24 protein-coding genes and 1 rRNA gene are annotated in these 21,938 nt (G+C 41.1%); 10 read left to right on the forward strand and 15 right to left on the reverse strand.

Features of this window, described 5'->3' with window-relative positions; genetic code table 11:
* The 3 genes from IEV91_RS18505 to IEV91_RS22000 form a co-directional block, all read right to left on the reverse strand.
* Nucleotides 1–262, reverse strand: a 16S ribosomal RNA gene (locus IEV91_RS18505); the annotation flags it as partial.
* Between the two features lie 657 nt (nucleotides 263–919).
* Nucleotides 920–1,501, reverse strand: coding sequence for an MBL fold metallo-hydrolase (locus IEV91_RS18510; protein ID WP_308420050.1), 582 nt, complete (start codon nucleotides 1,499–1,501; stop codon nucleotides 920–922).
* Nucleotides 1,494–1,625, reverse strand: coding sequence for a hypothetical protein (locus tag IEV91_RS22000; protein ID WP_308420051.1), 132 nt, complete (start codon nucleotides 1,623–1,625; stop codon nucleotides 1,494–1,496). The genes IEV91_RS18510 and IEV91_RS22000 overlap by 8 nt, the downstream gene beginning before the upstream one ends.
* 299 nt (nucleotides 1,626–1,924) lie before the next feature.
* On the opposite strand from IEV91_RS22000, the gene IEV91_RS18515 reads away from it, so the two are divergent.
* Entirely contained in the window at nucleotides 1,925–2,302 is a 378-nt protein-coding gene (locus IEV91_RS18515; protein WP_188498924.1) for a YgzB family protein, read from the forward strand.
* Between the two features lie 244 nt (nucleotides 2,303–2,546).
* Here the strand turns inward: IEV91_RS18515 and perR are convergent, their stop codons facing one another.
* The 5 genes from perR to IEV91_RS18540 form a co-directional block, all read right to left on the reverse strand.
* Nucleotides 2,547–2,987, reverse strand: a complete 441-nt coding sequence (gene perR, locus IEV91_RS18520) for a peroxide-responsive transcriptional repressor PerR (RefSeq protein ID WP_308420052.1) — start codon at nucleotides 2,985–2,987, stop codon at nucleotides 2,547–2,549.
* Nucleotides 2,988–3,145: 158 nt separating this feature from the next.
* Nucleotides 3,146–3,700: a cob(I)yrinic acid a,c-diamide adenosyltransferase gene (locus tag IEV91_RS18525; RefSeq protein ID WP_188498926.1), complete on the reverse strand. Its 555-nt coding sequence runs from the start codon at nucleotides 3,698–3,700 to the stop codon at nucleotides 3,146–3,148.
* A gap of 1 nt (nucleotide 3,701) precedes the next feature.
* The gene (locus IEV91_RS18530) at nucleotides 3,702–4,652 is read right to left on the reverse strand and encodes a D-2-hydroxyacid dehydrogenase (RefSeq protein WP_188498927.1); all 951 of its coding nucleotides are present in this window, start codon (nucleotides 4,650–4,652) and stop codon (nucleotides 3,702–3,704) included.
* Nucleotides 4,653–4,698: 46 nt separating this feature from the next.
* On the reverse strand, nucleotides 4,699–5,166 hold the full coding sequence (gene bcp / locus IEV91_RS18535) for a thioredoxin-dependent thiol peroxidase (RefSeq protein ID WP_188498928.1): 468 nt from the start codon (nucleotides 5,164–5,166) through the stop codon (nucleotides 4,699–4,701).
* A gap of 17 nt (nucleotides 5,167–5,183) precedes the next feature.
* Nucleotides 5,184–6,176: a zinc-binding dehydrogenase gene (locus IEV91_RS18540; RefSeq protein WP_188498929.1), complete on the reverse strand. Its 993-nt coding sequence runs from the start codon at nucleotides 6,174–6,176 to the stop codon at nucleotides 5,184–5,186.
* Between the two features lie 230 nt (nucleotides 6,177–6,406).
* Here IEV91_RS18540 and IEV91_RS18545 point away from each other — a divergent pair, with 230 nt between their 5' ends.
* The 5 genes from IEV91_RS18545 to IEV91_RS18565 all read left to right on the forward strand — a co-directional run bounded on the left by IEV91_RS18545 (nucleotide 6,407) and on the right by IEV91_RS18565 (nucleotide 12,755).
* On the forward strand, nucleotides 6,407–7,027 hold the full coding sequence (locus IEV91_RS18545; protein ID WP_229745652.1) for an NUDIX hydrolase: 621 nt from the start codon (nucleotides 6,407–6,409) through the stop codon (nucleotides 7,025–7,027).
* 841 nt (nucleotides 7,028–7,868) lie between these two features.
* Complete coding sequence (locus tag IEV91_RS18550) at nucleotides 7,869–9,770, forward strand: OPT family oligopeptide transporter (RefSeq protein ID WP_188498930.1); 1,902 nt, start codon at nucleotides 7,869–7,871, stop codon at nucleotides 9,768–9,770.
* A complete protein-coding gene (locus IEV91_RS18555; RefSeq protein ID WP_229745653.1) occupies nucleotides 9,767–10,141 on the forward strand; it encodes a PqqD family protein in 375 nt (124 codons plus the stop codon). Before IEV91_RS18550 ends, IEV91_RS18555 begins: the two co-directional genes overlap by 4 nt.
* Nucleotides 10,142–10,201: 60 nt before the next feature.
* Nucleotides 10,202–11,491: a glutamate-1-semialdehyde 2,1-aminomutase gene (locus tag IEV91_RS18560; RefSeq protein ID WP_188498931.1), complete on the forward strand. Its 1,290-nt coding sequence runs from the start codon at nucleotides 10,202–10,204 to the stop codon at nucleotides 11,489–11,491.
* 187 nt (nucleotides 11,492–11,678) lie between these two features.
* Nucleotides 11,679–12,755 (forward strand): FUSC family protein, encoded by a 1,077-nt coding sequence (locus IEV91_RS18565; protein WP_188498932.1) that lies wholly within the window; start codon nucleotides 11,679–11,681, stop codon nucleotides 12,753–12,755.
* A 286-nt stretch (nucleotides 12,756–13,041) separates the two neighbouring features.
* On the opposite strand, the gene IEV91_RS18570 is transcribed toward IEV91_RS18565, so the two are convergent.
* From IEV91_RS18570 to mutY, 5 genes are all read right to left on the reverse strand, one after another.
* Nucleotides 13,042–14,769 carry an ABC transporter ATP-binding protein gene (locus IEV91_RS18570; protein WP_188498933.1) on the reverse strand — a complete coding sequence of 576 codons (1,728 nt, stop codon included), beginning with the start codon at nucleotides 14,767–14,769 and terminating at the stop codon, nucleotides 13,042–13,044.
* 32 nt (nucleotides 14,770–14,801) lie between these two features.
* On the reverse strand, nucleotides 14,802–15,347 hold the full coding sequence (locus IEV91_RS18575) for a DUF402 domain-containing protein (protein ID WP_188498934.1): 546 nt from the start codon (nucleotides 15,345–15,347) through the stop codon (nucleotides 14,802–14,804).
* 217 nt (nucleotides 15,348–15,564) lie between these two features.
* Nucleotides 15,565–16,227 (reverse strand): SOS response-associated peptidase, encoded by a 663-nt coding sequence (locus IEV91_RS18580; RefSeq protein WP_188498935.1) that lies wholly within the window; start codon nucleotides 16,225–16,227, stop codon nucleotides 15,565–15,567.
* A 202-nt stretch (nucleotides 16,228–16,429) separates the two neighbouring features.
* Entirely contained in the window at nucleotides 16,430–16,621 is a 192-nt protein-coding gene (locus IEV91_RS18585) for a gamma-type small acid-soluble spore protein (protein ID WP_188498936.1), read from the reverse strand.
* Nucleotides 16,622–16,749: 128 nt separating this feature from the next.
* A complete protein-coding gene (gene mutY / locus IEV91_RS18590) occupies nucleotides 16,750–17,832 on the reverse strand; it encodes an A/G-specific adenine glycosylase (protein ID WP_188498953.1) in 1,083 nt (360 codons plus the stop codon).
* A 125-nt stretch (nucleotides 17,833–17,957) separates the two neighbouring features.
* On the opposite strand from mutY, the gene IEV91_RS18595 reads away from it, so the two are divergent.
* Nucleotides 17,958–18,941, forward strand: a complete 984-nt coding sequence (locus tag IEV91_RS18595; RefSeq protein ID WP_188498937.1) for a metal-dependent hydrolase — start codon at nucleotides 17,958–17,960, stop codon at nucleotides 18,939–18,941.
* Nucleotides 18,942–18,966: 25 nt separating this feature from the next.
* Here the strand turns inward: IEV91_RS18595 and IEV91_RS18600 are convergent, their stop codons facing one another.
* Both IEV91_RS18600 and recX read right to left on the reverse strand, forming a co-directional pair.
* Entirely contained in the window at nucleotides 18,967–19,287 is a 321-nt protein-coding gene (locus IEV91_RS18600) for a YfhH family protein (protein WP_188498938.1), read from the reverse strand.
* A 17-nt stretch (nucleotides 19,288–19,304) separates the two neighbouring features.
* Complete coding sequence (gene recX / locus IEV91_RS18605) at nucleotides 19,305–20,123, reverse strand: recombination regulator RecX (protein ID WP_188498939.1); 819 nt, start codon at nucleotides 20,121–20,123, stop codon at nucleotides 19,305–19,307.
* A 434-nt stretch (nucleotides 20,124–20,557) separates the two neighbouring features.
* Here recX and IEV91_RS18610 point away from each other — a divergent pair, with 434 nt between their 5' ends.
* The 3 genes from IEV91_RS18610 (at nucleotide 20,558) to IEV91_RS18620 (ending at nucleotide 21,930) form a co-directional block, all read left to right on the forward strand.
* Nucleotides 20,558–21,112 carry a GNAT family N-acetyltransferase gene (locus tag IEV91_RS18610; protein ID WP_188498940.1) on the forward strand — a complete coding sequence of 185 codons (555 nt, stop codon included), beginning with the start codon at nucleotides 20,558–20,560 and terminating at the stop codon, nucleotides 21,110–21,112.
* 523 nt (nucleotides 21,113–21,635) lie between these two features.
* Entirely contained in the window at nucleotides 21,636–21,746 is a 111-nt protein-coding gene (locus IEV91_RS18615) for a YfhE family protein (protein ID WP_188498941.1), read from the forward strand.
* Nucleotides 21,747–21,774: 28 nt separating this feature from the next.
* The gene (locus tag IEV91_RS18620) at nucleotides 21,775–21,930 is read left to right on the forward strand and encodes a hypothetical protein (RefSeq protein WP_188498942.1); all 156 of its coding nucleotides are present in this window, start codon (nucleotides 21,775–21,777) and stop codon (nucleotides 21,928–21,930) included.
* Nucleotides 21,931–21,938: the final 8 nt, after the last annotated feature.

The following is a 21,938-nucleotide window of genomic DNA, read 5'->3' on the forward strand; positions in this document are numbered from 1 at the left end:
TGCGCCGCGGGCCCATCTGTAAGTGATGGCAGAACCATCTTTTACCGTCGCACCATGCGGTGCGTCGGATTATCCGGTATTAGCCCCGGTTTCCCGGAGTTATCCCAGTCTTACAGGCAGGTTGCCCACGTGTTACTCACCCGTCCGCCGCTCGTTCCACTAACGTCACTCCGAAGAGATCTGTTAGCTTCCCGCGCTCGACTTGCATGTATTAGGCACGCCGCCAGCGTTCGTCCTGAGCCAGGATCAAACTCTCCGTAAATGTATATTACGTATGCTGACTTTTCAGCTTAAAATTTCAGGTTTTATCTTGGCGTCATTTAAAAGATTTCTCTTTTTGCGCTTGGCTTTTGTTCAGTTTTAAAGGAACAATTCTTATCTTGTTGTTTTTAACAGCAACTCTTATATCATATCACCAGAGCATTTGCTTGTCAACAACTTTTTTCATTATCACTGAACTCTTGTTTTCAGCGACTTTATTAATATAACAAGTTAACGCTATAATGTCAACAACTTTTTTCTTTAACATTTTTCGCGACAACGTTAAATATCTTATCATGTATAAAATAATGCGTCAATAGTTTTTTTGAATTTCTATATGACCTTTTTAATGATCACAAAGTCAAGTCTCTCATGATTGGATAAGAAGTACCTATAATAATTACGTTTGACCTTTGCCCACTGAGGGTCATGTTGATCTTATAGAACGAGATACCCAAACTAAAGAAATAGTAATGAATAGAGTTTTCACAATAACGCTGCTTTAAGTCCACTCATAATTTCAAGAGATTCCGACCATTAAGAGAATCCCCCTTCTAAACAATCAGAAATAATCCATCCTTTGATGGACGGAATCCCGGAAAACGAGCAATAACCGAGTGACTTCTTTCATTTCAATAAAAAAGAGAATGGCATGGGTTCACAAATCATTCCCTACGCCTTTAGAGTGTCTTATAGACATATTGGCCTTAAAGTAATCATCGATTTGATCAAACGGATGGAAAACGGGATTACCATGACAAACTTCTAAACGCTCAGGGTTAAGACGCCGGACAATGTCCACTCCACATTTTACAGCCATCTTCATATCTGCAGTAAACATAGGCATCGGCTTTCGCAATTTCCCCTTTTTTGAAGTAAAAGCATCTCCAGCTAAAAGAACATTATCCCTTTCATGATAATAAACGACATGACCTGGTGAATGCCCTGGAACATGATATGGAACGAGACCACCTACAGATAAGAGCTTTCCTTCCATATCTTCGGATAAAGGCTGAACCCATCCAACTTGAACAGTCTTTTGTGCTTTCTTTCTTCTTGGATAGGCAAGTTCTCCCTCCATAAAAGGCTGCTCAATTTTATGAGCATAGATAGGGACATTGTATTGATCTATTAGATCAGAAAGTGCCCCTACATGATCTGAATGACCGTGAGTCAGCACTATCCGACGAAGGGACCCGAGATTAGCCGTACGCAAAAATGATGAAATTCCTTTAGACATTGACCCCCACACCTGCATCTACTAAAGTGACTCCTTCTTGACCTTTAACGACCCAAACATGGATGGGGATGCCCATCCAGCTTTTTAAACTCCAAATGTGTTCAGAAATTTGCTCTACTTTCATTTTGTCATCTCTCCCTCATTTGTTCTTTAATCCCACTAAAAGAACATCAATGGCTTCACGGAAGGTCGGTGTTAGGCGCTCCATTAATTCCTCTGCGGTTCCTTCAGCATGTTGTTGTTTGAGGTTTGTCATCATATCCTCCCTTCAAGTAACCGATGGTTATATATAACCACTGGTTACTCGATAATCAACAGATTTATTCGATTTTTTTGTTTTTAGGCTTAGGACATTGGAAGCGTTACCTAATAAATATAAAATAGGGACAGGTTATGTTATACTTTATCCAGGAGGTAATCGCTATGTTTAAAAGATCAAGCAAGGTTAATAAATTCAGAAATTTCGCCCTCCTTCTTGTTTTTGCGGGCATTGTTATTATGTATCTTGCCTTACTCTTTAGAGCTCATCCTTTTATTATGACGTTATTTATGTGTATTGGCTTTATTGCCGTGCTTTTAAGTTCTGGTGTTTATCTATGGGTGGGGTTATTATCAACAAAGATTGTTCCCGTTGTCTGTCCAAATTGTTCAAAGCCAACGAAAGTGCTAGGACGGGTTGACTTGTGCATGCATTGTAACGAACCTCTAACGGTTGATCCGGATCTTGAAGGAAAGGAATTTGATAAAAAATATAATCGGGCTTCGTATAAATCTGAGGAACCGAAGGACCACTCTCAATAAGAAAATCTTACTTTCCTATCAAGTGAGTTTTACCTGTGCCCTTCATTTCTTCGTTCACGTTCTGAGTTTCAGAAAAAAGCTTACATAATCCTGTGTGTGAAATATCATGAATACAAAAAAACCTGCTTATAAAGTAAACGGAACATATACTTTATAAACAGGTTTATTTTTCTTTGATAGAAAAACGTTGGCTTTTTGCCATCGCTTGACGAAGAGCCAAGTTTTTCTTAGCATTGTCACTAAATTAGTTTTTTAAAGGCTTGCCACCACATTCAGGGCAAAGACCATAAACTTCCATCCGATGTTGATTCACCTTGAATCCGGTGACGTGTTCTGCCAAATTCTCAACTTCATCTAATCCGGGATAATAGAAGTCAACGATTTTCCCGCACCCTTCACAGATTACATGATAATGATCGGATGTTGAGAAATCAAAACGACTGGATGAATCACCATAAGTGAGTTCGTTAACAAGTCCGGCTTTTTTAAACACCCTTAAGTTATTGTATACTGTTGCAACACTCATATTTGGAAATTTCGATTCTAATGCTTTATAAATGTCGTCAGCAGTTGGATGAGACATAGTAACAATGAGATATTCTAAAATGGCATGACGCTGTGGTGTAATTCTTACCCCAGACTTCTTTAAGGTACTTATAGCCTCTTTTATGCGTCCCTCTGTCATCGCCATGCACCTCACTTTCCTAAAAGAGCAGTTATTATTAAATGATAATCTTTATAATTTATACTCTTATTGTAATAGGTTGAGCCTTCATCTGTCAATTTTAAAAGGCTGTCGCAACGGGATATTCCAGCGCATTTCACGATGCTCGCCTTTATAAACTAATCTTCATGAAGTACAGCTTCTTCTTTTTTTAGCATATGATTAATATAACGTCCTGATACGAACAAAAAATCAGAGAGCCGGTTTAAGTAAGAGAGTGCAAGTGGATTAACCTCTTCACTAATAGCAACGGCACAGCGTTCAGCTCGGCGGACAATGGTTCGAGCCACATGGAGGGCGGCTCCTGCTGGACTGCCCCCAGGGAGAATGAATTGTTTTAAAGGCTGCAATTTTTCCTCATAATAGTCAATCCGATTTTCAAGCTTTGTGATATGCTCGCTTTTCACAGCCCACAACACTTCTTTTCCCTCAGGTGTTGCGAGTTCTGATCCGGCATGGAAAAGAATCGTCTGGATTTCATGAAACAGGCTTAAAAAAGCTGGTTTATCTGCAAAATCAATAGAATCTAAATAACTAAGAGCCAGCCCAATCATTGAATTGGCTTCATCACACGTCCCATAGGCTTCGACTCTTATATCGGACTTACTCACCCTTTTCCCATAAATGAGAGAAGTCGTGCCTTTATCACCAGATCGTGTATAAATTCTCGCCACTCTAATACCCCCTGTCTAAATCGATCGGATTGATGAATTCCTCGCGCCCCTCCAAGAAGACTTCAAGATTTTTTTCAAAAATATCAATAGAACGCGGTTGATAGCCCGCAGTAGCGGAAGAAAAATGCGGGGTAAGGGTGACATTGTCCATCTCCCAGAACGGATGATTCGGATCCAAGGGTTCCTCTTCAAAGACATCAAGGACAGCCCCGGCAATCGTTTTTGACTGTAAAGCCTCGAGAAGATCTCTTTGACGGACCGTTTTCCCTCTCCCTATGTTGATAAATAACGCAGTGCTCGGCATCAGTGAAAAATATTTTCCCGTTATCAGCTGTTCAGTCTCCTTCGTTTGTGGCAACACCGAAATCACGACATCGGATAAAGGGAGGACTTTTTCTATATTCTCCATCGTAAACATCTGGTCGACATTCTCTACAGATTGACCACTACGGCTGATACCATAAACTGTCATTCTGAATGCCTTCGCTAAACGAGCGATCTCACTACCAATGGCGCCAGGTCCAATAATAGTGATCACCTTATGCGCGAGTTCTGTCATTTCCACAGAGCGATCCCAACAATGGGCCTTTTGATTCTCGTGCCACTGCTTCATATTCTTAGCAAATTGCAGCATGGTTGCCATCGTGTACTCTGCCATAGGAATGCTATGAATCCCGCGGGCATTCGTCACGAGGATGCCCTTCTTCTTAATAGCCTCAAAGGGCATTTTTTCAAGTCCCGCTGAGATCACCATAATCCACTTGAGATCTGTCGCCTGCTCAATATGTTCAGCCGTTAAATCCTCACCATAGGTCAATAGGACATCCGCTTCTGAAAGATGGGAGGTCACACGATCTATAGAGGAAAAAAAGGCAAATCTCACTTGAGGAAATTTAGCTTGCAATTGTGCTTCAAGATCACCTTGAAGTCGAGTCGTCGAAAGGACTCTCATGCCCCCACCTCTTTGATAAGTGTTCTTCTTGATTGTGACGTCTTTTTTAAGCGAGGTTGTCTTTTATAAAATTATAGATTTCCTCAACATGACCTTCCACCTTAACTTTTGGCCATACCTTAGCGATATTCCCATTTTGATCGATGACAAAGGTGGAACGTTGAATGCCCATATACTCTTTACCAAAGTTTTTCTTGAGCTGCCAAGCATCATACTTTTCAGCAACTTCATGCTCGGTATCGGCTAACAATGGAAAAGGAAGCTCATGCTTTTCTGTAAACTTTTGGTGTTTGTCAACAGGATCAGGACTGACACCTAAGACAACCGTATTGATCTCTGAGAATTTGTTATGATTGTCACGAAAATCGCAGGCCTCTGTTGTACAACCGGGTGTCATGTCCTTAGGATAAAAATAAAGTACAACATTTTTTCCACGGAAATCAGCTAACGAAAGGGTTTCACCACTTGTTGCCGGTAAAGTAAATTCTGGTGCTTTTTGTCCTACTTCTAACATTTTTGAATCCTCCTAGATTATTTGGATAGGGTTATAGCAATTTTTCCAAATTGATTATTTTTCTCTAAAGCTTTCATGGCTTCTATCGTGTTTTCGAGCGGATAGACACTATCCACAACAGGCGACCACTTCGATTCCTCCATGGCAGTAAGCATTTCATGAAACTCTTCTATACTTCCCATTGTGGAACCTAATAAATTATATTGTCCATAGAAAAAGTCACGTAAATTAAGTGGGAATTCATCACCTGCTGAAGCTCCGAAAGTGACGATGGTGCCACCACGTCTAAGGACATTTAAGGATTTTTGAAAGGTTGCAGCCCCTACACTTTCAATAACGAGATCAATCGCCTCACCTCTTAATAATTCTCCCCAATCTCCACCACTATCAATCGCGAGATCCGCGCCTAGTTCAAGAGCCTTTTTTCTTTTCTCTTCACTTCTTGATGACACAATCACCCGTGCACCTACTGCTTTGGCCATCTGCACCATGAATGTCGCCACACCGCCGCCAACGCCCGGAATAAATACTGTTTGTCCTGCTTCAAGCTGGCCTCTAGTAAACAGAGCACGATGCCCGGTAACCGCACCTAATCCTAACACACCAGCTTGCTCCCAGGTAAGATGCTGAGGTTTAGGGACGACATTTTCTGCTGGTAACACAATCGTTTCGGCAAATGTCCCATGGAAAGGCAACCCAATGATTTCAAAACCACTCGGTGGAGCAGCACTCTTCTTTTGCCAACCAAGACTAGGGATAATAACCACTTCTTCTCCTTTTTCAAAACCGACAACATCTTCTCCCACTTCTTCTATTAAACCGGCGCCGTCTGAGCCAATAATCAATGGTGAAGGTTCTGTATGGCGATTCAAAACGAATAAATCCCGATGATTCAAACCCGCTGTTTTAAGCCGAACCTTGACTTCTCCCTTTTTTACTTGTGCTTCCTCAATGTCACCAAAACTTAGACCGTCGAAACCCGGTGTCCCATTATGTAAAATGGCTTTCATTATGAGCCCTCCTCTGTTCCTTTATTTTCTCAAAACTCAGATCTATTCTCAAGAATTACAGCTTTCCCCTATGTTATTTTTATACAGAAAACGTTATGATAGAAGACAAAGGCACGTTTCAAAATGAAGGATCCATTAAGATGTGAGCGAGCGCTAAGTGCCCTAGTCATTCCATCTGACCTTGGAGCCTCTTGAACGGCCTCTAAAAGTAAAAAAAGGGTTTGATAATATTGAAAGACTTATCCCTTCTAAAAAAACGTTTAAATTTGAAAACAGGTACTGGGATCATTGGTGAGGAACTAGCGATTAAAGCAGGGGTCCTTGTGCCGCTTATACAAAAGAACGATCGTTGGGAAGTCCTTTTTGAAGTCCGATCCAAAAATCTTAAAAGACAGCCGGGAGATATCTGCTTTCCTGGGGGAAAAAAAGAGGCTAAGGATCGCTCACTACAAGAAACCGCCGTTCGTGAAACCTCTGAAGAACTCGGTATAGATCAGCACGCCATCAGTGTTCTTGGGCCACTTGATCGCTACATTCCATCAGCTAAGTTAATCATCTATCCTTTTGTAGGACTCCTCAATCACACCACTTTCAATGTGAATCACCATGAGGTTGAAGAGGTGTTTACGATTCCTTTAGACTGGCTATTAAATTCTGAGCCTGAAAAACATAGTGTTTTGTTCCACCCACAAATTCCTGAGGACTTTCCTTATGATCGCATTGCTCTTGGAAAAGAACACACTTGGCGCCCCCAGGAAACAGTTGAGCTCTTTTACCACTATAAGGATTACAGTGTTTGGGGAATGACCGCGCGTATCCTCCAACACTTTATAAAACTCGCCCGACCATAACAAATGCACGAGAGATGTAAACAGAAGTTTTTCAACTGTAGTAACGAAGCTGGGATAAAAGTATATAAGACAAAGGAGAAGCCGAACGATTTTGAAGTCGTTCGGTTTTTCCTTTGTACGTAAGGTCGCTCCGTCAAAATCCTTCGCTTTCCGCGGGCACGGCCTCCGCTAACTTCGACGCACCATCGGGGTCCCCGAAAAGTGTTCTTTACTTTTTGGGGTGGTAATCGGGGTCCCCGAAAAGTCTTCTTTACTTTTTGGGGTGGTAATCGGGGTCCCCGAAAAGTCTTCTTTACTTTTTGGGATGGTATTGATGTGCTAGCTTCGGTGTTGTCACACGGATGTGACGTTTTTAACCGAAGTTCCTTGGTGGTTATATCTGTATCCCAAAGTATTTATAAATAAAAGTCCCGTGTACCTGCATCTACGAGTATTGCTTCGGAATCCACTTTCTCGGAATAACTCGAAGTTGACTCGTGAAGGCACGCTCGTTACTGTTCCCGCCTGCGTCTCCGTAGTTGATTCCACTCTTCTCTCCGTCTATACCATTTTAATTTTTTGATCAGTATTTGTGTTCATTATTTTGTTTTCCAAGCCTCTCTTGTCTGATGTTGATTCCAATGCTTTGTCCCCCTCTTTTCAACCTTTCTAAGTTTCTGCTTTTCTTTTTTTGCACTCTAATAAAAACCATCACACATTAATTTTCTTCAACTTGGAATTTCATGTATGTTTTCCAATGAATATCGCACTCTAACTTACAGAGGGTATTCAAAGTGTCTAATTAAACACGTAAAAAATAGAGTTTCAAACAACAAAAAATCAAGAGAAGGAGCGTTGTTTGATGAGCAAGCAGAAGCATTCATCGCAATCGTTTGTACCGTACATACCGGCCTCTCAATCGTTACCGGAAATCACGATCTTTGCTGTTGTTCTTGGTATCATTTTAGCCATTATTTTCGGAGCCGCTAACGCTTACCTTGGTCTCGTGGTTGGAATGACGGTATCGGCCTCCATTCCATCTGCGGTTATTTCGATGGGGGTTTTGCGAGGGATTTTCCGGAGAAACTCCATTTTAGAAAATAATGTTGTTCAAACAATGACTACTGCGGGTGAAGCCGCCGCTGGTGGGGCTGTGTTTACAATACCCGCACTCTTCCTATGGGGAATGGACATTCACGTCATCATGATTGCTTTTATTGTGATTGTCGGTGGCCTGCTTGGCGTCTTAATGATGGTCCCTTTGAGAAGACTCTTAATTGTAAAGGAGCATGATACACTTCCTTATCCTGAAGGTACAGCCTGTGCTGAGGTTTTAAAAACAGGTGAAAAAGGAGGCACAGGAGCCATTGATGTCTTAAAAGGCTTTGCCATCGGTGGAGTCTTTAAAGCTTTAGGCGATGGCTTCATGCTTTTTAAAACAGAAATCGAAACGGGTATCTACCGTTTTCGTAATGCTGTTGTTGGATTAGATACCTTTCCAGCCCTTCTAGGTGTGGGTTATATTATTGGGCCGAGTATTTCGGGTCAAATGATTGCCGGAGGCTTGCTTGCATGGGTCGTCATGATTCCCATGATCAGTTTTTTCGGTGCTGGAAGTGCGGCTCCGATCTTTCCATCGACGGCTCCCCTTTCAACACTAGATGCTTGGGGCATTTGGGATAACTATATTCGCTACATTGGTGCGGGGGCAGTTGCCGCCGGTGGGGTTATTTCACTGATCCGAACGCTCCCTATTCTCTTTTCCTCACTGGTGGACACCGTCTCTAGTGTTTCAAAAAACCAGCTCGGTGGTCCAAATACTCTTGGACGCCTTGATAAAGATATTTCGATGAAGTGGGTCGTTGGAGGCTCTCTCCTACTGATCATTATTATTGCGATTAATCCCGTTATTCACGTCGGGATTTTAGGTGCCATTGCGATTTTGATCCTTGGCTTTCTCTTTGTCACTGTTTCTTCCAGACTAGTCGGTGTGGTCGGGACGTCATCAGATCCAATTTCAGGGATGACAATCGCGACACTGCTCCTTGTCACCCTTGCTTTTAAACTCTCTGGCATTACTGGAACTGATGGTATGCTTGCAGCACTTGGGGTTTCTGCGATTGTTTGCGTTGCCCTCGCTGTCTCTGGTGATATTTCACAAGATTTAAAAACAGGCTTTCTCGTCGGAAGCACCCCATGGAAACAACAAGTGGGCATGATTATTGGTGTCCTCGTGTCTGGTTTAGTCATTGGTTGGATATTAATTATGTTAGATGATGCCTATGGCATGGGGTCACGAGATCTCCCAGCTCCAAAGGCCGTATTAATGAAAATTCTCGTCCAGGGACTCATGGAAGGAAAATTACCTTGGGATCTTATCCTCATCGGTGTCGCTTCAGCTATCGTTATTGAATTTCTAGGACTTAATTCCCTTGTTGTAGCGGTCGGGATCTATCTTCCTATCCATACAAGCGCCCCCATTATGATAGGCGGCGCTATCCGCTGGCTTATTGATCGATCATCAAAGGATCACCAGCTGAGAAATGCTCGGATCGATCGCGGCATCCTTTACGCCTCTGGGCTTATTGCTGGTGAATCGCTCATCGGCGTGGTCATTGCCTTACTCATTTTCCTAAAGGTTCCCATTCCCGGAAGCGCAGTGATCTCGAATGGCTTTGTTCCCCTGATTTTATTTTTAATCGTCTGTTATACACTCTGGCATGTATCTATTAAAGCAAAAAGAGAGGATCGACTAGAATCATGAAAAAATGGTTAAGAAGAAATGCAACGCTGAATTTAATGACCCTTGCTCCTTGTTTAAGAACACCCTATAGCATTAATGAATTCGAGGGCACCTCTTATTTAGTAATCCCTCGGATGACGGCATTAGAGCGTCTAGTCATTCGTTGGTTTAATCAACCTAAAGCCCATTGGCTAAAACTCGATAACCTTGGACGCTTCGTTTTGACTTACTGTGATGGGACTCATACCGTCTCGGAAATTGAAGAACTTCTCATGACACACTACGGCGAAGAGGCTGAGCCGACACTCCCTCGGTTAGTTAAATTCTTGCAAATTTTAGATGCACATCATATCATTTCTATGAACGTGCAAAAAACATCACGTTCTTCTTAGGAAGCGTGAAAACGAGGTGCCGGCTCAATGCCGGCCTTTTAATTAAGGAGTGTCTTACGAGTGAAAAGCTATGCACAATCAGAAAAACTTTGGTCTGAAGCACAAAAGGTGATTGTTGGTGGGGTCAATAGCCCTTCCCGTTCTTTTAAAGCAGTAGGTGGTGGTTCCCCTGTTTTTATGAAAAAAGGACAAGGGGCTTACTTCTGGGATGTCGATGACAATCGTTACATAGACTATTTAGCGGCTTATGGGCCTATTATTACCGGGCATGCTCATCCCCATATTGCCGAAGCCATTAAGCAAGCAGCGGATAACGGCGTCTTATACGGCACACCGACCTCATTAGAAATTACCTTTGCGCAAAAACTCCAAGCAGCTATCCCGTCTTTGGAAAAGGTTCGGTTCGTGAATTCGGGGACTGAAGCGGTTATGACAACGATCCGTGTTGCCCGTGCGTATACAGGACGTACAAAAATTTTAAAATTCGCTGGTTGCTACCATGGTCATTCTGATTTAGTTCTTGTTGCTGCCGGTTCTGGACCTTCAACTTTAGGGACTCCGGACTCTGCTGGGGTAACAAAAAATATCGCTGAAGAAGTGATCACTGTGCCTTTTAATGATCCTGAAGCCTTACAAGCGGCTATGGATCGTTGGGGCAATGACATTGCTGCTGTTCTCGTGGAACCTATTGTTGGTAATTTTGGTATTGTTGAGCCTGAACCTGGTTATTTACAAGCTGTAAATGATATTACCCATAAAGCAGGCGCCCTTGTCATTTATGATGAAGTCATCACCGCCTTTCGCTTTATGTATGGTGGTGCTCAAAACTTACTTGGAGTTGAGCCAGATATGACAGCAATGGGGAAAATTATTGGCGGTGGCCTCCCTATCGGTGCTTACGGTGGCAAACAGTCGATAATGGAACAAGTGGCTCCCCTCGGACCCGCTTACCAAGCAGGAACAATGGCAGGAAATCCTGCCTCCATGGCGGCAGGGATTGCTTGTCTAGAAGTGTTAGAAAAACCAGGTATCTATGATGAATTAGATCGCCTCGGCGCCCGTTTAGAGGCTGGCATTCACGAAATAAATAAGAAGTATAACCATCCGATTGTAATCAATCGACTCAAAGGGGCAATGACGTTATATTTCTCAGACCACGAAGTCAAGAATTACGAGGATGCACAAAATACTGACGGAGAAACCTTTGGACGTTTCTTTAAAGCAATGCTTAATGAAGGCGTGAACTTAGCCCCTTCTAAATATGAAGCATGGTTTTTAACAACCGAGCATACGGATAAAGACATCGATGATACTTTAATCGCGGTGGACAGAGCCTTTGACCAAATTTAACAGGCTTGTTAATGTCAACATATTGCCATCTTTTGCCGTTGCTTCTGAACAATAAATCTATATTATAGAAAAGTAACGGAAAAGGGCTCAAACAAAATAGCTTTGTTCTTAAAGGCTTTGAACTTTTTAAACCTCTTTATCTTTTTATTAAATATGAATTTTAACGTAAGAAAGGAAATTTGCCGAAATGAAACTGGGTGCCCGTATTATAAAGACGGGTTTAGCAATTGTACTTTCCATTTATTTATCACAATGGTTGGGACTGACTCCCCCTTCAATGGCTGCTGTTGCTAGCGCTTTTGCTGTCCAGCCTTCGGTTTATCGATCATGGAAAACCATTGTGGATAATGTTCAAGGCAATGTGATTGGTGCGATTATCGCAACGCTCTTTGTGCTCTCAATAGGCAACCATCCTATTGTTATTGGTCTTGCTGCGATAACCGTCATCGCCATTCAGCTCAAGTTAAAGCTTCATCATACAATAACTCTTAGCACCGTGACAGTAATACTTATTATGAGTGGAACACCTGCGAATCAAAGTTTCATTATGTTTGCAGCTCATCGATTATTACTTGTTCTTATTGGGGTTGTGGCTGCCTTTATAGTCAATCTTATTTTCTTGCCACCAAACTACGAAAACAAACTTTATCATCTTATCGTAGGGCAAACAACGAAGCTCTTTACTTGGGTTCGCATGGTCACACAGCATGCGCCAGAACGAGCAACCTTAAAAAATGAACTCAAGCATTTTCAAGATCAAAAGTTTAAAATTGGGCAATTTTTTCTTTGGTATCAAGATGAGCGTAAATATATTCGAAGGCACCGTTATGCTAAGCACCGTAAAACTGTTCTGTTTCGGCAAATGATCCAAACCACCAATAAATTAAATGATCTTTTACGAACTCTCAATGAAAATGAACATCTTTACCAACAGCTTCCCGACCATTTAAAAAACGGGTTGCACGACCGTATGGAGTATATGATGGTCACTCATGAACGCCTTCTGATGAGATATAATGGAAAGGCCAGAGATATGGAGCAAACACCACGAAAAGCTTTCCAGTTGAAAGCCAAAGTGACCGATGCTTTTATCAAATTTTATAAAGAGCAAGGGAATGATGATTGGCTCCTTCTCTTTCCGTTAATCTCAGCGATCATCGCTTATGGTCAGCAGATTGAGCATCTCGATCGCTTGATCGATAGCTTCCAGACCTACCACAAGAAAGAAAATGTTGTCGATGTAAAAAACGAAGATATTGATTAAAATTAAAAAAGGTACCTTTGAGATAAAGGGTTAACCACCTACTGTCCCGGTCCTTAAAAAGTATCGAAAAAGTATTCAATACAAAAAGGCACATCAGAACCGGTAGATTGAAGCGGAACCCACACCGTCTTGATGGCAAGAAGTTAATACATTCAAAAAAGCAGAAGCTCTCAATAAAATAAGAGAGCTTCTGCTTTTTTATTCCCTATCAATAAGCTGTTCATTTTCCCCGAAAAAAAAGTTGAACACCTTGCCCTTTTCATTTACGCAATGGGCATGTTCTGTCCTATCCTTCTAACTGTTGAACCTGAAAAAGATCATAATAACTGCCCTTACGTTCCATTAATTTATAATGATTACCCATTTCAGTGATTTCACCATTTTCAATGACCACAATGCGGTCAGCATGAGTAATCGTCGATAATCTATGAGCCACGATAAAAGTAGTTCGATTTTTCGCGAGATCTTCTAATGACCCTTGAATCAAGTGCTCACTTTCTAAATCAAGCGCAGAGGTTGCTTCGTCAAGTATGAGCAAAGGTGGATTTTTCAAAAAAACACGAGCAATTGAAATCCTTTGCTTTTGTCCTCCAGAAAGCTTAACGCCACGTTCTCCAACCTGAGTATCATAGCCTTGGGGAAGTTTGAGTATAAAGTCATGAGCATTGGCTGCCTTTGCTGCCGCTATGACTTCTTCCTCAGTGGCCTCAGGATTTCCCATCATGATATTAGAACGGATGGATTCACTGAATAAAACCGAGTCTTGTAAAACCATTCCGATTTTATCGCGGAGCTGTCTTACTTTAATCTTGCGAATGTCTTTCCCATCAATGAGGATTGAACCCTGAGTCACATCATAAAAGCGAGGAATCAAGCTGACTAAGGTAGACTTTCCTCCCCCACTCATCCCAACTAAAGCAATGGTTTCTCCAGGCTCAACGTCTAAGTTAATATTTTTTAAGGCAGCCGTTTCATCCTCATGATAATTAAAGGACACATGATTAAAAGTAATCCTTCCTCTTACTTCATGGATATCTTGAGCGTCTTGATCATCAACAATATCATATTTTTCATCCATTAATTCAAACACTCGGTCCATTGAGGCGATCGATTGAGTCAAGGTTGTGGATGAACTCACCAACCTGCGTAATGGGCCATATAAGCGATCCATATAGCCAAAAAAGGCGACGACCGTACCAATTTCACTCAAGCCACCAACAATGAGTTCATAGGCCCCGATCATAATCACTAACAATGGTGCAACATCGGTAATGGTATTAACAACCGCAAAGGTTTTGGCGTTCCAAGTGGTATGATCAATGGCCCGGTTGAGAAAATTATGATTGCGTTTGGCAAATTCTTGTTGCTCATGGTCTTCCAAGGCAAAGCTCTTAATCACGTTCATGCCTGACACCCGTTCATGGAGATGGCCTTGAACTTCAGCAAGAGCCTGGGAACGTTTGCGCGTTAACATCCGCAACCGCGTGTAAAAGATTTTTATGGATAGGCCATAAAAAGGAAACATGCAAATCGAGATAAGCGTGAGCAATGGACTCATTGTAACCATGATTGCTAAAGCAATTACAATCGTTGACATGTCTAGCCATATATTCATGAGGCCAGTCATGACAAAGGCCTTCGTTTGCTCGACGTCATTAATTACTCGGGAAATGACTTCCCCTGCTTTATTATTTGAAAAAAAGCGGAGGCTCAGACGTTGTAAATGATCAAAAAGGCGATCGCGAATATCATACAAAATCTTATTCCCTGTCCATTGTGCATAATACTGGCGATAGTATTCCACAGGGGGTCTGATAATAACAAAAACAAACAGTGCAATACCTGTAACATAAAAAAGTTTGTGCAGTTTCTGATCGGTTGCAAGTGACGTATTGATAATGTCGTCAATCACATATTTTAAAATGAGCGGTAACGCAAGAGGAATACCAAATTTAAGAATACCAATAAAAATAGTTATAATAATTTCTTTTTTGTAAGGATAGACAAACTTCATATAGCGTTTAATACTACTCAGAGAGGATCACCTCAGTTCTCTTTAAATAAATGCTGATAGTCATGTGACCATTTTTCTAATTCGTTTTGATTAAAAAGCCCTTTTTGCTCTGTTATCCATTGGCGCAATTCACGAACACCATTGTCTATTAAGGATAGAATAGGCTTAGGATAGTTCATTTGTCGCTGATGAAGGGTAAACTCATCCTCGTCAAGCAATGTTACACTGCCGTCACTTTTAACACTAAGATCTAAATCATAATCTATGTAAGTAAGAGCTTCCCCATCCCAACCAGCTGGTGTCGCGATATTGCAATAATATTCTGTGCCTCTTTCATAAAGAAGCGCGATAACATTAAACCAGTGCTTCGTACTAAAATAGACAATTGCTGACCCTTTTGTTCGCCAAGATTTGCCGCTCGATTCAGTGACCAGCGTTTCGTGATTCCCACCAATCAAATAATCCTCCTGGCAGTGAAGCACTAATGTTTCATCCCAAATTCTATGCACGTGACCATTGTGCTTATAGCTCATAATTTTAACCTTATCTCCCTTTTTCGGAAGATTAAAAACCGACATCCTGGCTTCCTCCTTCTGAGAAAAACTTGGCTTACACCAAGTCCTTATCCATGAAGACAAATTTTTCTACGATTTCTTTATGGCTTCGATGGCTTATACTTTCTTAATTCTTTTAGAAACTTTGGCTTATTCCCAACCTTAAGGTCGAAAATCACAGTTGCGCTTAGAGTATCCTCCATAAAGTGATAATACTGCCGTTATAACACAAGACTTCGCCTCATACTTTTTCCAAAAGTGATGGCTCCTCATTTTTGGCAGAATTAACAGCATCAGAAACAGGATAATAGGTCATGAGTTCCTCCGGATACTGCGTTAAAAGCCCTTCTAAAGTTTGGAGGTCCGTACGGGGATCGAGCCATGTCTCTTGATCCTCAGGCGATAAGATGATAGGCATCCGGTGATGAAGGTTCTGCATAAGGCGATTCGCTCCTGTCGTTATGATCGTACATGTTGAAAGTTTTTCTGCATCGCTTTCCCAAGTCGACCAAAGTCCAGCAAAGGCAAAAGCTTTACGATCCTTTACTGTTATCCGAAACGGTTGCTTTTGGCCGTCCTCTCGCTTCCATTCATAGAAGCCATCGGCGATGATTAGACAACGTCTTTTATTAAAAGCTTGCTTAAAACTGGCCTTAGACCTCAGTGTTTCAGAACGAGCATTGATCATTTTATAGCCTATTTTCGGATCCTTTGCCCACTCAGGCACTAACCCCCAACGTAACTGCCCCATCTTATTTCCTTTTTCCCCTTTAATCACTACCGTAACAAGCTGTGAAGGCGCGATATTATATCTTACTTGATAATCAAAGCCGATAGGATATTTAATTTGGAACTGTTCAAGCAACACGTCAATGTCTACTGTTAATGTAAAACGTCCACACATTCTCCCCACCCTCTCGCTTAGTATTAACTTATCATAATGCCCTCATGAATTCATTTAAAGTGTTTTACCAAAAAAGCGCTTTCAACTATTCGATTAGTGAAAGTCAACGTTGCATTTATAAAGGCTTTCATAAAAGTTTTACTTTATTTAAGAAAAACTCCCCATCACGTAATGGATAGGGAGTTTAGAGTGCAAGGTGAACTTACTGTTGGTTTTTGCCCTTTTTTTGTTGGGACTTCATGTTTTGCTTACGCACTTGTTGAGCGTTCGTCTCGCTACCAAATTCTGCTTGGAATTGACCAGCCCCACCTTGTTGAGATTGGTTACTAGCAGAAGCTTGGTTTTGTTGTTTGACTTGTTGAACGTCAGTACCAACTTTTGATTTCTTTGCCATGTGTATCACCTCCACGCTCATTAATTTAACCATCACAGTTTTTTTTATGTACAAAAACTTAGAGTTTTTTATGGAGGTGAACATTTGGCCTCACAAAAGGCCATCTTCGGTTATTTATTAAGCTTTTTTCAATAATCGATGCCCACAATAGACATGACTTTTTGTTGCGGAACAGGAAAAGGATACTCCTTTAGTGCTTTTTCTGATATCCATTGACTCATCTTGCCAAGATTCAAAGTGCCTTCCCTTAAAGTTCCTACCACAATGTTTACATGCCACTTTAGATGGGAAAAAGTATGAGTAACGGTTTGCTCGGATTTTGTCCATTCGATAATCAAATCATGATTCTTTTTATTGAAGTAACTTTTTACCACTTTTAGCGGATCCTCTTGCGTATCTGACATTTCAAGCAATGGAAATTCCCAAAAATTCGCCAATAGCCCTTTTTCTGGACGTTTTTGAATGAGTAGCTTCTCTTGAGTATCCTTCAAGACAACTGCCACAAAGGCCTCATCCTTTGGTTTCATTTTTTTCTTTTTTACGGGATAATGAAGTTGGGTTCCTTCCGCTTTAGAACGACAAAGATGAGCCAACGGACATTCCTCACAAATTGGGCCTTTCGGCTTACAAATGAGAGCACCAATTTCCATTAATGCTTGATTAAAGGCAGAGGCCTCCATTTCGGGTATTAAGTCATATAGGATAGTTTCAAACGTTTGACGTGTTTTGACTTTCGTTATATCCTCATCGATTAAAAAAATTCGAGATAGAACCCGCATGACATTACCATCTACAGCTGGTTCGGGTTTCTGATAAGCAATACTTAAAATGGCTCCTGCTGTATAGGGACCCACACCTTTAACTGACAAAAGGTCTTTCTTGTTCTCAGGCACTTTAGCATTATATTTTTCCACCACTTCTTGAACACCTGATTGTAGATTACGCGCCCTTGAATAATAACCAAGACCTTCCCAACGCTTAAGTACTTCTTCTTGCGGAGCCCTAGCGAGTTCATGCATCGTTGGAAATCGTGATATAAATTCCTCATAATAGGGAATAACTGTATCTACCTGTGTTTGTTGAAGCATCACTTCTGAAACCCAAATGTAGTAGGGATTGCTCGTTCTTCTCCAAGGAAGATCACGGTGGTTTTTTCTATACCAGTGCAATAAGTGCTCTTGGAAGCCTGTTATCATTTCTGCATTTAACATGTCAATCACCGAAACCCTTCAAGATGTATAATTAACGAATCAAGTATATAATCATAAAATAAAATGTGACGGCAGTCATTAGCCAAGCCACATCATAAGATTCCAAAGGGGAGGAATCAAAACCGATGGATAGTACAACACACATTGTCATGGGAATAGGCTTATCTGGACTTGCAGCGCTAGATCCAGTCATTGCTCACGAGTCCACAACGAGTGGCGCCCTCTTTTTTGGCACCCTCATTGGTTCTGTCATCCCCGATATCGATACCGTTCTCAAAATGAAGGATAACGCGACCTATATACGTCACCATCGTGGAGCCACTCATTCGCTTCCGGCAACCCTATTATGGCCAATGTTGATTACAGCCACTTTGGGGCTCTTTTTTCCAGGAGCCAACCTTCTGCATTTATGGCTATGGACTTTTCTATCAGTATTTCTACATGTTTTTGTCGATATATTTAATGCATATGGCACCCAAGCCTTACGCCCACTCACCCCACGCTGGATCGCACTGGGTATTATCAATATTTTCGATCCCTTTATTTTCGGAATCCATATTCCAGGATTTCTTATTTGGTATTTCTTTGGGCATTCAGGCATTACGTTTTTAACAATCTATCTCATACTGATCGTTTATTATTTCATCCGGATATTCAATCACCATCAAGCTGTGGTGAGAGTTAAAGAACGCCTTCCTGACGTACAAGCTGTTTTCTTGTCACCAACATTTAAGTGGCATCAATACCATATGGCTGCTCGTACAGACACACAATTAATTGTAGGTGAAATCAAGGGGAAAAAGGTCAACATTATTGATACTTTTCAACGAGAACCACTGCCGTTAACAGATGAAGTCATGGCCGCAAAACGCGATAAAAACATTATGGCCTTTCTCTCGTTTTCCCCTATCTATCGGTGGATTATCAAAGAAACTCATGGATATACTGAAGTCCGATTTGTGGATCTTCGTTACCTGTCAAAAGGACATTATCCTTTTGTCGCCATTGCTTGGGTCGATCCTCAGCAGAACATAAAATCTTCTTATACAGGCTGGGTCTATAGTGAAGCCAAAATTAGAAAAAAACTGTTGGCCATCCACGATAGCTAATCTATATATAGGGACCGATAACAGCTTAATCCTCAGTAACTTTTTCTAACAATGAGATTGGGAAGGCGGAGAGCTCTGTAGTCTCTCCCCTATAGCCCCAAGCAAAGACACCATTCATATAGTCAATTTTGAAAGGAACGCGCTCATCATACTGAATAAAATAGACTTCACCAGGATGAAAGTCTTCGGGATCCATGAGATAGGCCTCTGCCATGGCCATTTTACGCTCATGAACAGCCACCTCATTAATCATCCCCATCTGCTCCGACTTTTGAATCTTGATTTTCAAGTCGGCAATTTGTTGCTTTAATTCTCCATCTGTCATTTCGCTAAATCTTTTTTCCATTACTAGACGCTCCCTTTTCACAAATCCTCTTCTTGCTGATCGAGCTGATCAATATAGCGTTGAATCAAGTCAGCAGTAAAACCTTTTCTATATAAAACTTGCTTAAGCTTATAAGTGCTTTCTCTTGGCTCTAATCTCTGGTACTTACGCACGGCTTTATCGGCCTGTTTGACTAGTGCCTCCCATTCTGCATCCTCCGTATTCGCCTCTGGCAACTCTTTTAGAACCGTTTGAATGACGGCTTGATCGAATCCCTTTTGCAGCAAGCCTTGTCCGATCTTGCGATGCTTCTCTCGATTGGAGAGCTTGTCGGAAGCCTTTAACCGCTGCTCGGCAAATTTCATAGCATTATCATATTGCTCACTAAAGGAATACTGATGTATAGCAGGTTCAGCATCAGCCTGCGCCACTCCTTTTTGCATAAGCTCCTGTAAAATGAGGCGAGGGCCTTTCACCGAATTTCTTTTTCGAGTCCGCACAAACATTTCCGAAAACATTTTATCATCAATGAGTTTTTCAGTCTTTAAACGATGGATCGTCTCCGTGATGACAGAGGGATCAGCCTCTTTTTTCTCGAGATAATCATAGATTTCCTTTTCAGTTCGAATGCGATACGACAAGTAATTAATGGCTAAGAGATATACAGCGTTCGCTTCTTGGACTCTTTTTAACTCTCTAAACTCTTGCTCCGTTAATTCAAGCCCCTTAAGCAATCGTTTCTTTACAAGAACATCCTCATGAACATCTAAACATTCACGCTTCCACTCACTCACAAACTCTAATGTATAGACGTCTTTTTTCTTCGGATGGGCAGTAATTTTTTCGAGTCTTATCATCGTCATCACCTAAACCTATTCTATCACAAAAGACAAGTCTTTCCTTTCCAGACCAACCATTCTAATCTTTACACTTCCTTGAAAATATTTACGGTTTTCGACATAAAATACCTATTTTCAAGTCGGTTAAAATCGGATATAATCTTCTCTAGGATACAGTATTTATGAATTATAGTGAGTAATAATGATAATTACGGAGATATTCTTACTTAATCATAATAAATCATTATAAATGCTTATATTTGAAACTAAATAGTAAAATATCCTTGTTGAAACGGGAGATTAGTCTAAATATTCAATAGCGTTTGGACTGGGCTCCCTCTGCGGGAAGGCAATTGGTGCGCCACCAAGTTTTTTGGTCCTAGTGGGTTCGATTCCCACCCCGATGTTTTCTATGACTTAGATGGCTCATACCATCCCAGGGAGGTTTTTTTATGTTAAAACAACGTGATTTAGCAGAGTGTGGCGCACTGTTCGAGTTAATTAGACATCCTGAGGTCTTCCCTTATGTTCGTCAAAAGGCCTATACCCCAGAAGAGTTTTTATTTCTTACCAAGCAAGTGATAGAACAAGAAACACAACAGCAACTGATTTCAAGGACCATTCTCGATGAATGGAGTCAGCCAATAGGTACGATTACTCTCTATGACATAGAGGATCAGACCGGTTACTTGGGAACGTGGATAGGTAAACCTTATTTTGGAAAAGGGTATAATCAAAAAGCAAAGACCGCCTTTTTCACTGAAGTGTTTACTCAAACAGATATTCACACGATTTTCATGCGTATTCGCAAAGAAAACATCCGCTCCCAAAAAGCCGCTTTAAAATCCCCTTACGTCCAACCTTTTGAAGATATCGAATCCCTTCATTATCAAAAGCATATCGATCAATTCAATCTCTATATGGTGACGAAAGAACGGTTCCTCCTTCATCAACAAACAATCGAAAGCTTTGTACAAACAAACGAACAAGAGCTTCGCGAAGCTTAATCCTATATATTTAATATACAAGACTAGGACAAAGAAAAAATAACGAATACAAGTACCGAACAATGCAAGTTCAAAGAGGGAGAGCGTAGTCAAAATGTGGAGACTCAAAAAAATCGTAAGAACCACGATTTTTTCTGCGAAGATTATTCTCCTAGTCGCTTTCCTTAGTCCAGCGGAACAACTCGAATAAACTTCGAGTTGTTCCGTGGAAGCTGACGACGAAGCGGTTCGCCTCTTGCTAAGAATAAAGAAAAATCCGTTCATTCAAATAGAATGTTCGGATTTTCCTATGAGTGAAAGACTTCTGTCTCAACCTCTTTTTAAAAATAAGAAAGCACAAGCTGACGAATGAAGAAAGAGCTTCGATAGAAAAATTTTTCTTCCTTATTGAAGTTTTGGTGGAAGCTAAGCTTTTTCTTACATTTCTTATAGGTTAAAATTGCCCGCAAAAGGAAATGAATAAAAGTAACAGTGGTGATTCCCTCTGTATTTTTCTTAAATCCTTTAAAAAGGAGGTCCTATTATGGCTAAGAAAAGAAAAGAATTACGTGATGAGGATAATTTAAACAAAACACAATCCGTACTCTATCAACGTGAGTTCAAGCGTGCGGACAGAGCCAGTGGAAAACAATAATTGAAGATAGACAAGGAGGATAATTAAGATGGCCAAAAATAGAAAGCGTCGTGAAGAAGAAATTAAAGATGAACCAATCGTCAGAGCTGCCGATATGCGTTATGGTCTCCCTTTAGATGAGGATGATTGGGAAGCTCGTGCACGCATGGAAGCCTCAGAGCATCGAGCCATGAAGAAGGATTAATGAAGAAG

The organism is Pullulanibacillus pueri, from assembly GCF_014639255.1.
In the GTDB taxonomy this organism is placed as follows: Bacteria; Bacillota; Bacilli; order Bacillales; family Sporolactobacillaceae; genus Pullulanibacillus; species Pullulanibacillus pueri.

Coding starts and splice junctions, on each gene's coding strand:
- recX (WP_188498939.1), bottom strand. CDS start 20,123: ATGATAAGACTCGAAAAAATTACTGCCCATCCGAAGAAAAAAGACGTC.
- mutY (WP_188498953.1), bottom strand. CDS start 17,832: ATGTTAAATGCAGAAATGATAACAGGCTTCCAAGAGCACTTATTGCAC.
- IEV91_RS18555 (WP_229745653.1), top strand. CDS start 9,767: ATGAAAAAATGGTTAAGAAGAAATGCAACGCTGAATTTAATGACCCTT.
- IEV91_RS18510 (WP_308420050.1), bottom strand. CDS start 1,501: ATGTCTAAAGGAATTTCATCATTTTTGCGTACGGCTAATCTCGGGTCC.
- IEV91_RS18580 (WP_188498935.1), bottom strand. CDS start 16,227: ATGTGTGGACGTTTTACATTAACAGTAGACATTGACGTGTTGCTTGAA.
- IEV91_RS18575 (WP_188498934.1), bottom strand. CDS start 15,347: ATGTCGGTTTTTAATCTTCCGAAAAAGGGAGATAAGGTTAAAATTATG.
- IEV91_RS18570 (WP_188498933.1), bottom strand. CDS start 14,769: ATGAAGTTTGTCTATCCTTACAAAAAAGAAATTATTATAACTATTTTT.
- IEV91_RS18610 (WP_188498940.1), top strand. CDS start 20,558: ATGTTAAAACAACGTGATTTAGCAGAGTGTGGCGCACTGTTCGAGTTA.
- IEV91_RS22000 (WP_308420051.1), bottom strand. CDS start 1,625: ATGAAAGTAGAGCAAATTTCTGAACACATTTGGAGTTTAAAAAGCTGG.
- IEV91_RS18585 (WP_188498936.1), bottom strand. CDS start 16,621: ATGGCAAAGAAATCAAAAGTTGGTACTGACGTTCAACAAGTCAAACAA.
- IEV91_RS18515 (WP_188498924.1), top strand. CDS start 1,925: ATGTTTAAAAGATCAAGCAAGGTTAATAAATTCAGAAATTTCGCCCTC.
- IEV91_RS18530 (WP_188498927.1), bottom strand. CDS start 4,652: ATGAGAGTCCTTTCGACGACTCGACTTCAAGGTGATCTTGAAGCACAA.
- perR (WP_308420052.1), bottom strand. CDS start 2,987: ATGACAGAGGGACGCATAAAAGAGGCTATAAGTACCTTAAAGAAGTCT.
- bcp (WP_188498928.1), bottom strand. CDS start 5,166: ATGTTAGAAGTAGGACAAAAAGCACCAGAATTTACTTTACCGGCAACA.
- IEV91_RS18595 (WP_188498937.1), top strand. CDS start 17,958: ATGGATAGTACAACACACATTGTCATGGGAATAGGCTTATCTGGACTT.
- IEV91_RS18600 (WP_188498938.1), bottom strand. CDS start 19,287: ATGGAAAAAAGATTTAGCGAAATGACAGATGGAGAATTAAAGCAACAA.
- IEV91_RS18565 (WP_188498932.1), top strand. CDS start 11,679: ATGAAACTGGGTGCCCGTATTATAAAGACGGGTTTAGCAATTGTACTT.
- IEV91_RS18550 (WP_188498930.1), top strand. CDS start 7,869: ATGAGCAAGCAGAAGCATTCATCGCAATCGTTTGTACCGTACATACCG.
- IEV91_RS18615 (WP_188498941.1), top strand. CDS start 21,636: ATGGCTAAGAAAAGAAAAGAATTACGTGATGAGGATAATTTAAACAAA.
- IEV91_RS18620 (WP_188498942.1), top strand. CDS start 21,775: ATGGCCAAAAATAGAAAGCGTCGTGAAGAAGAAATTAAAGATGAACCA.
- IEV91_RS18540 (WP_188498929.1), bottom strand. CDS start 6,176: ATGAAAGCCATTTTACATAATGGGACACCGGGTTTCGACGGTCTAAGT.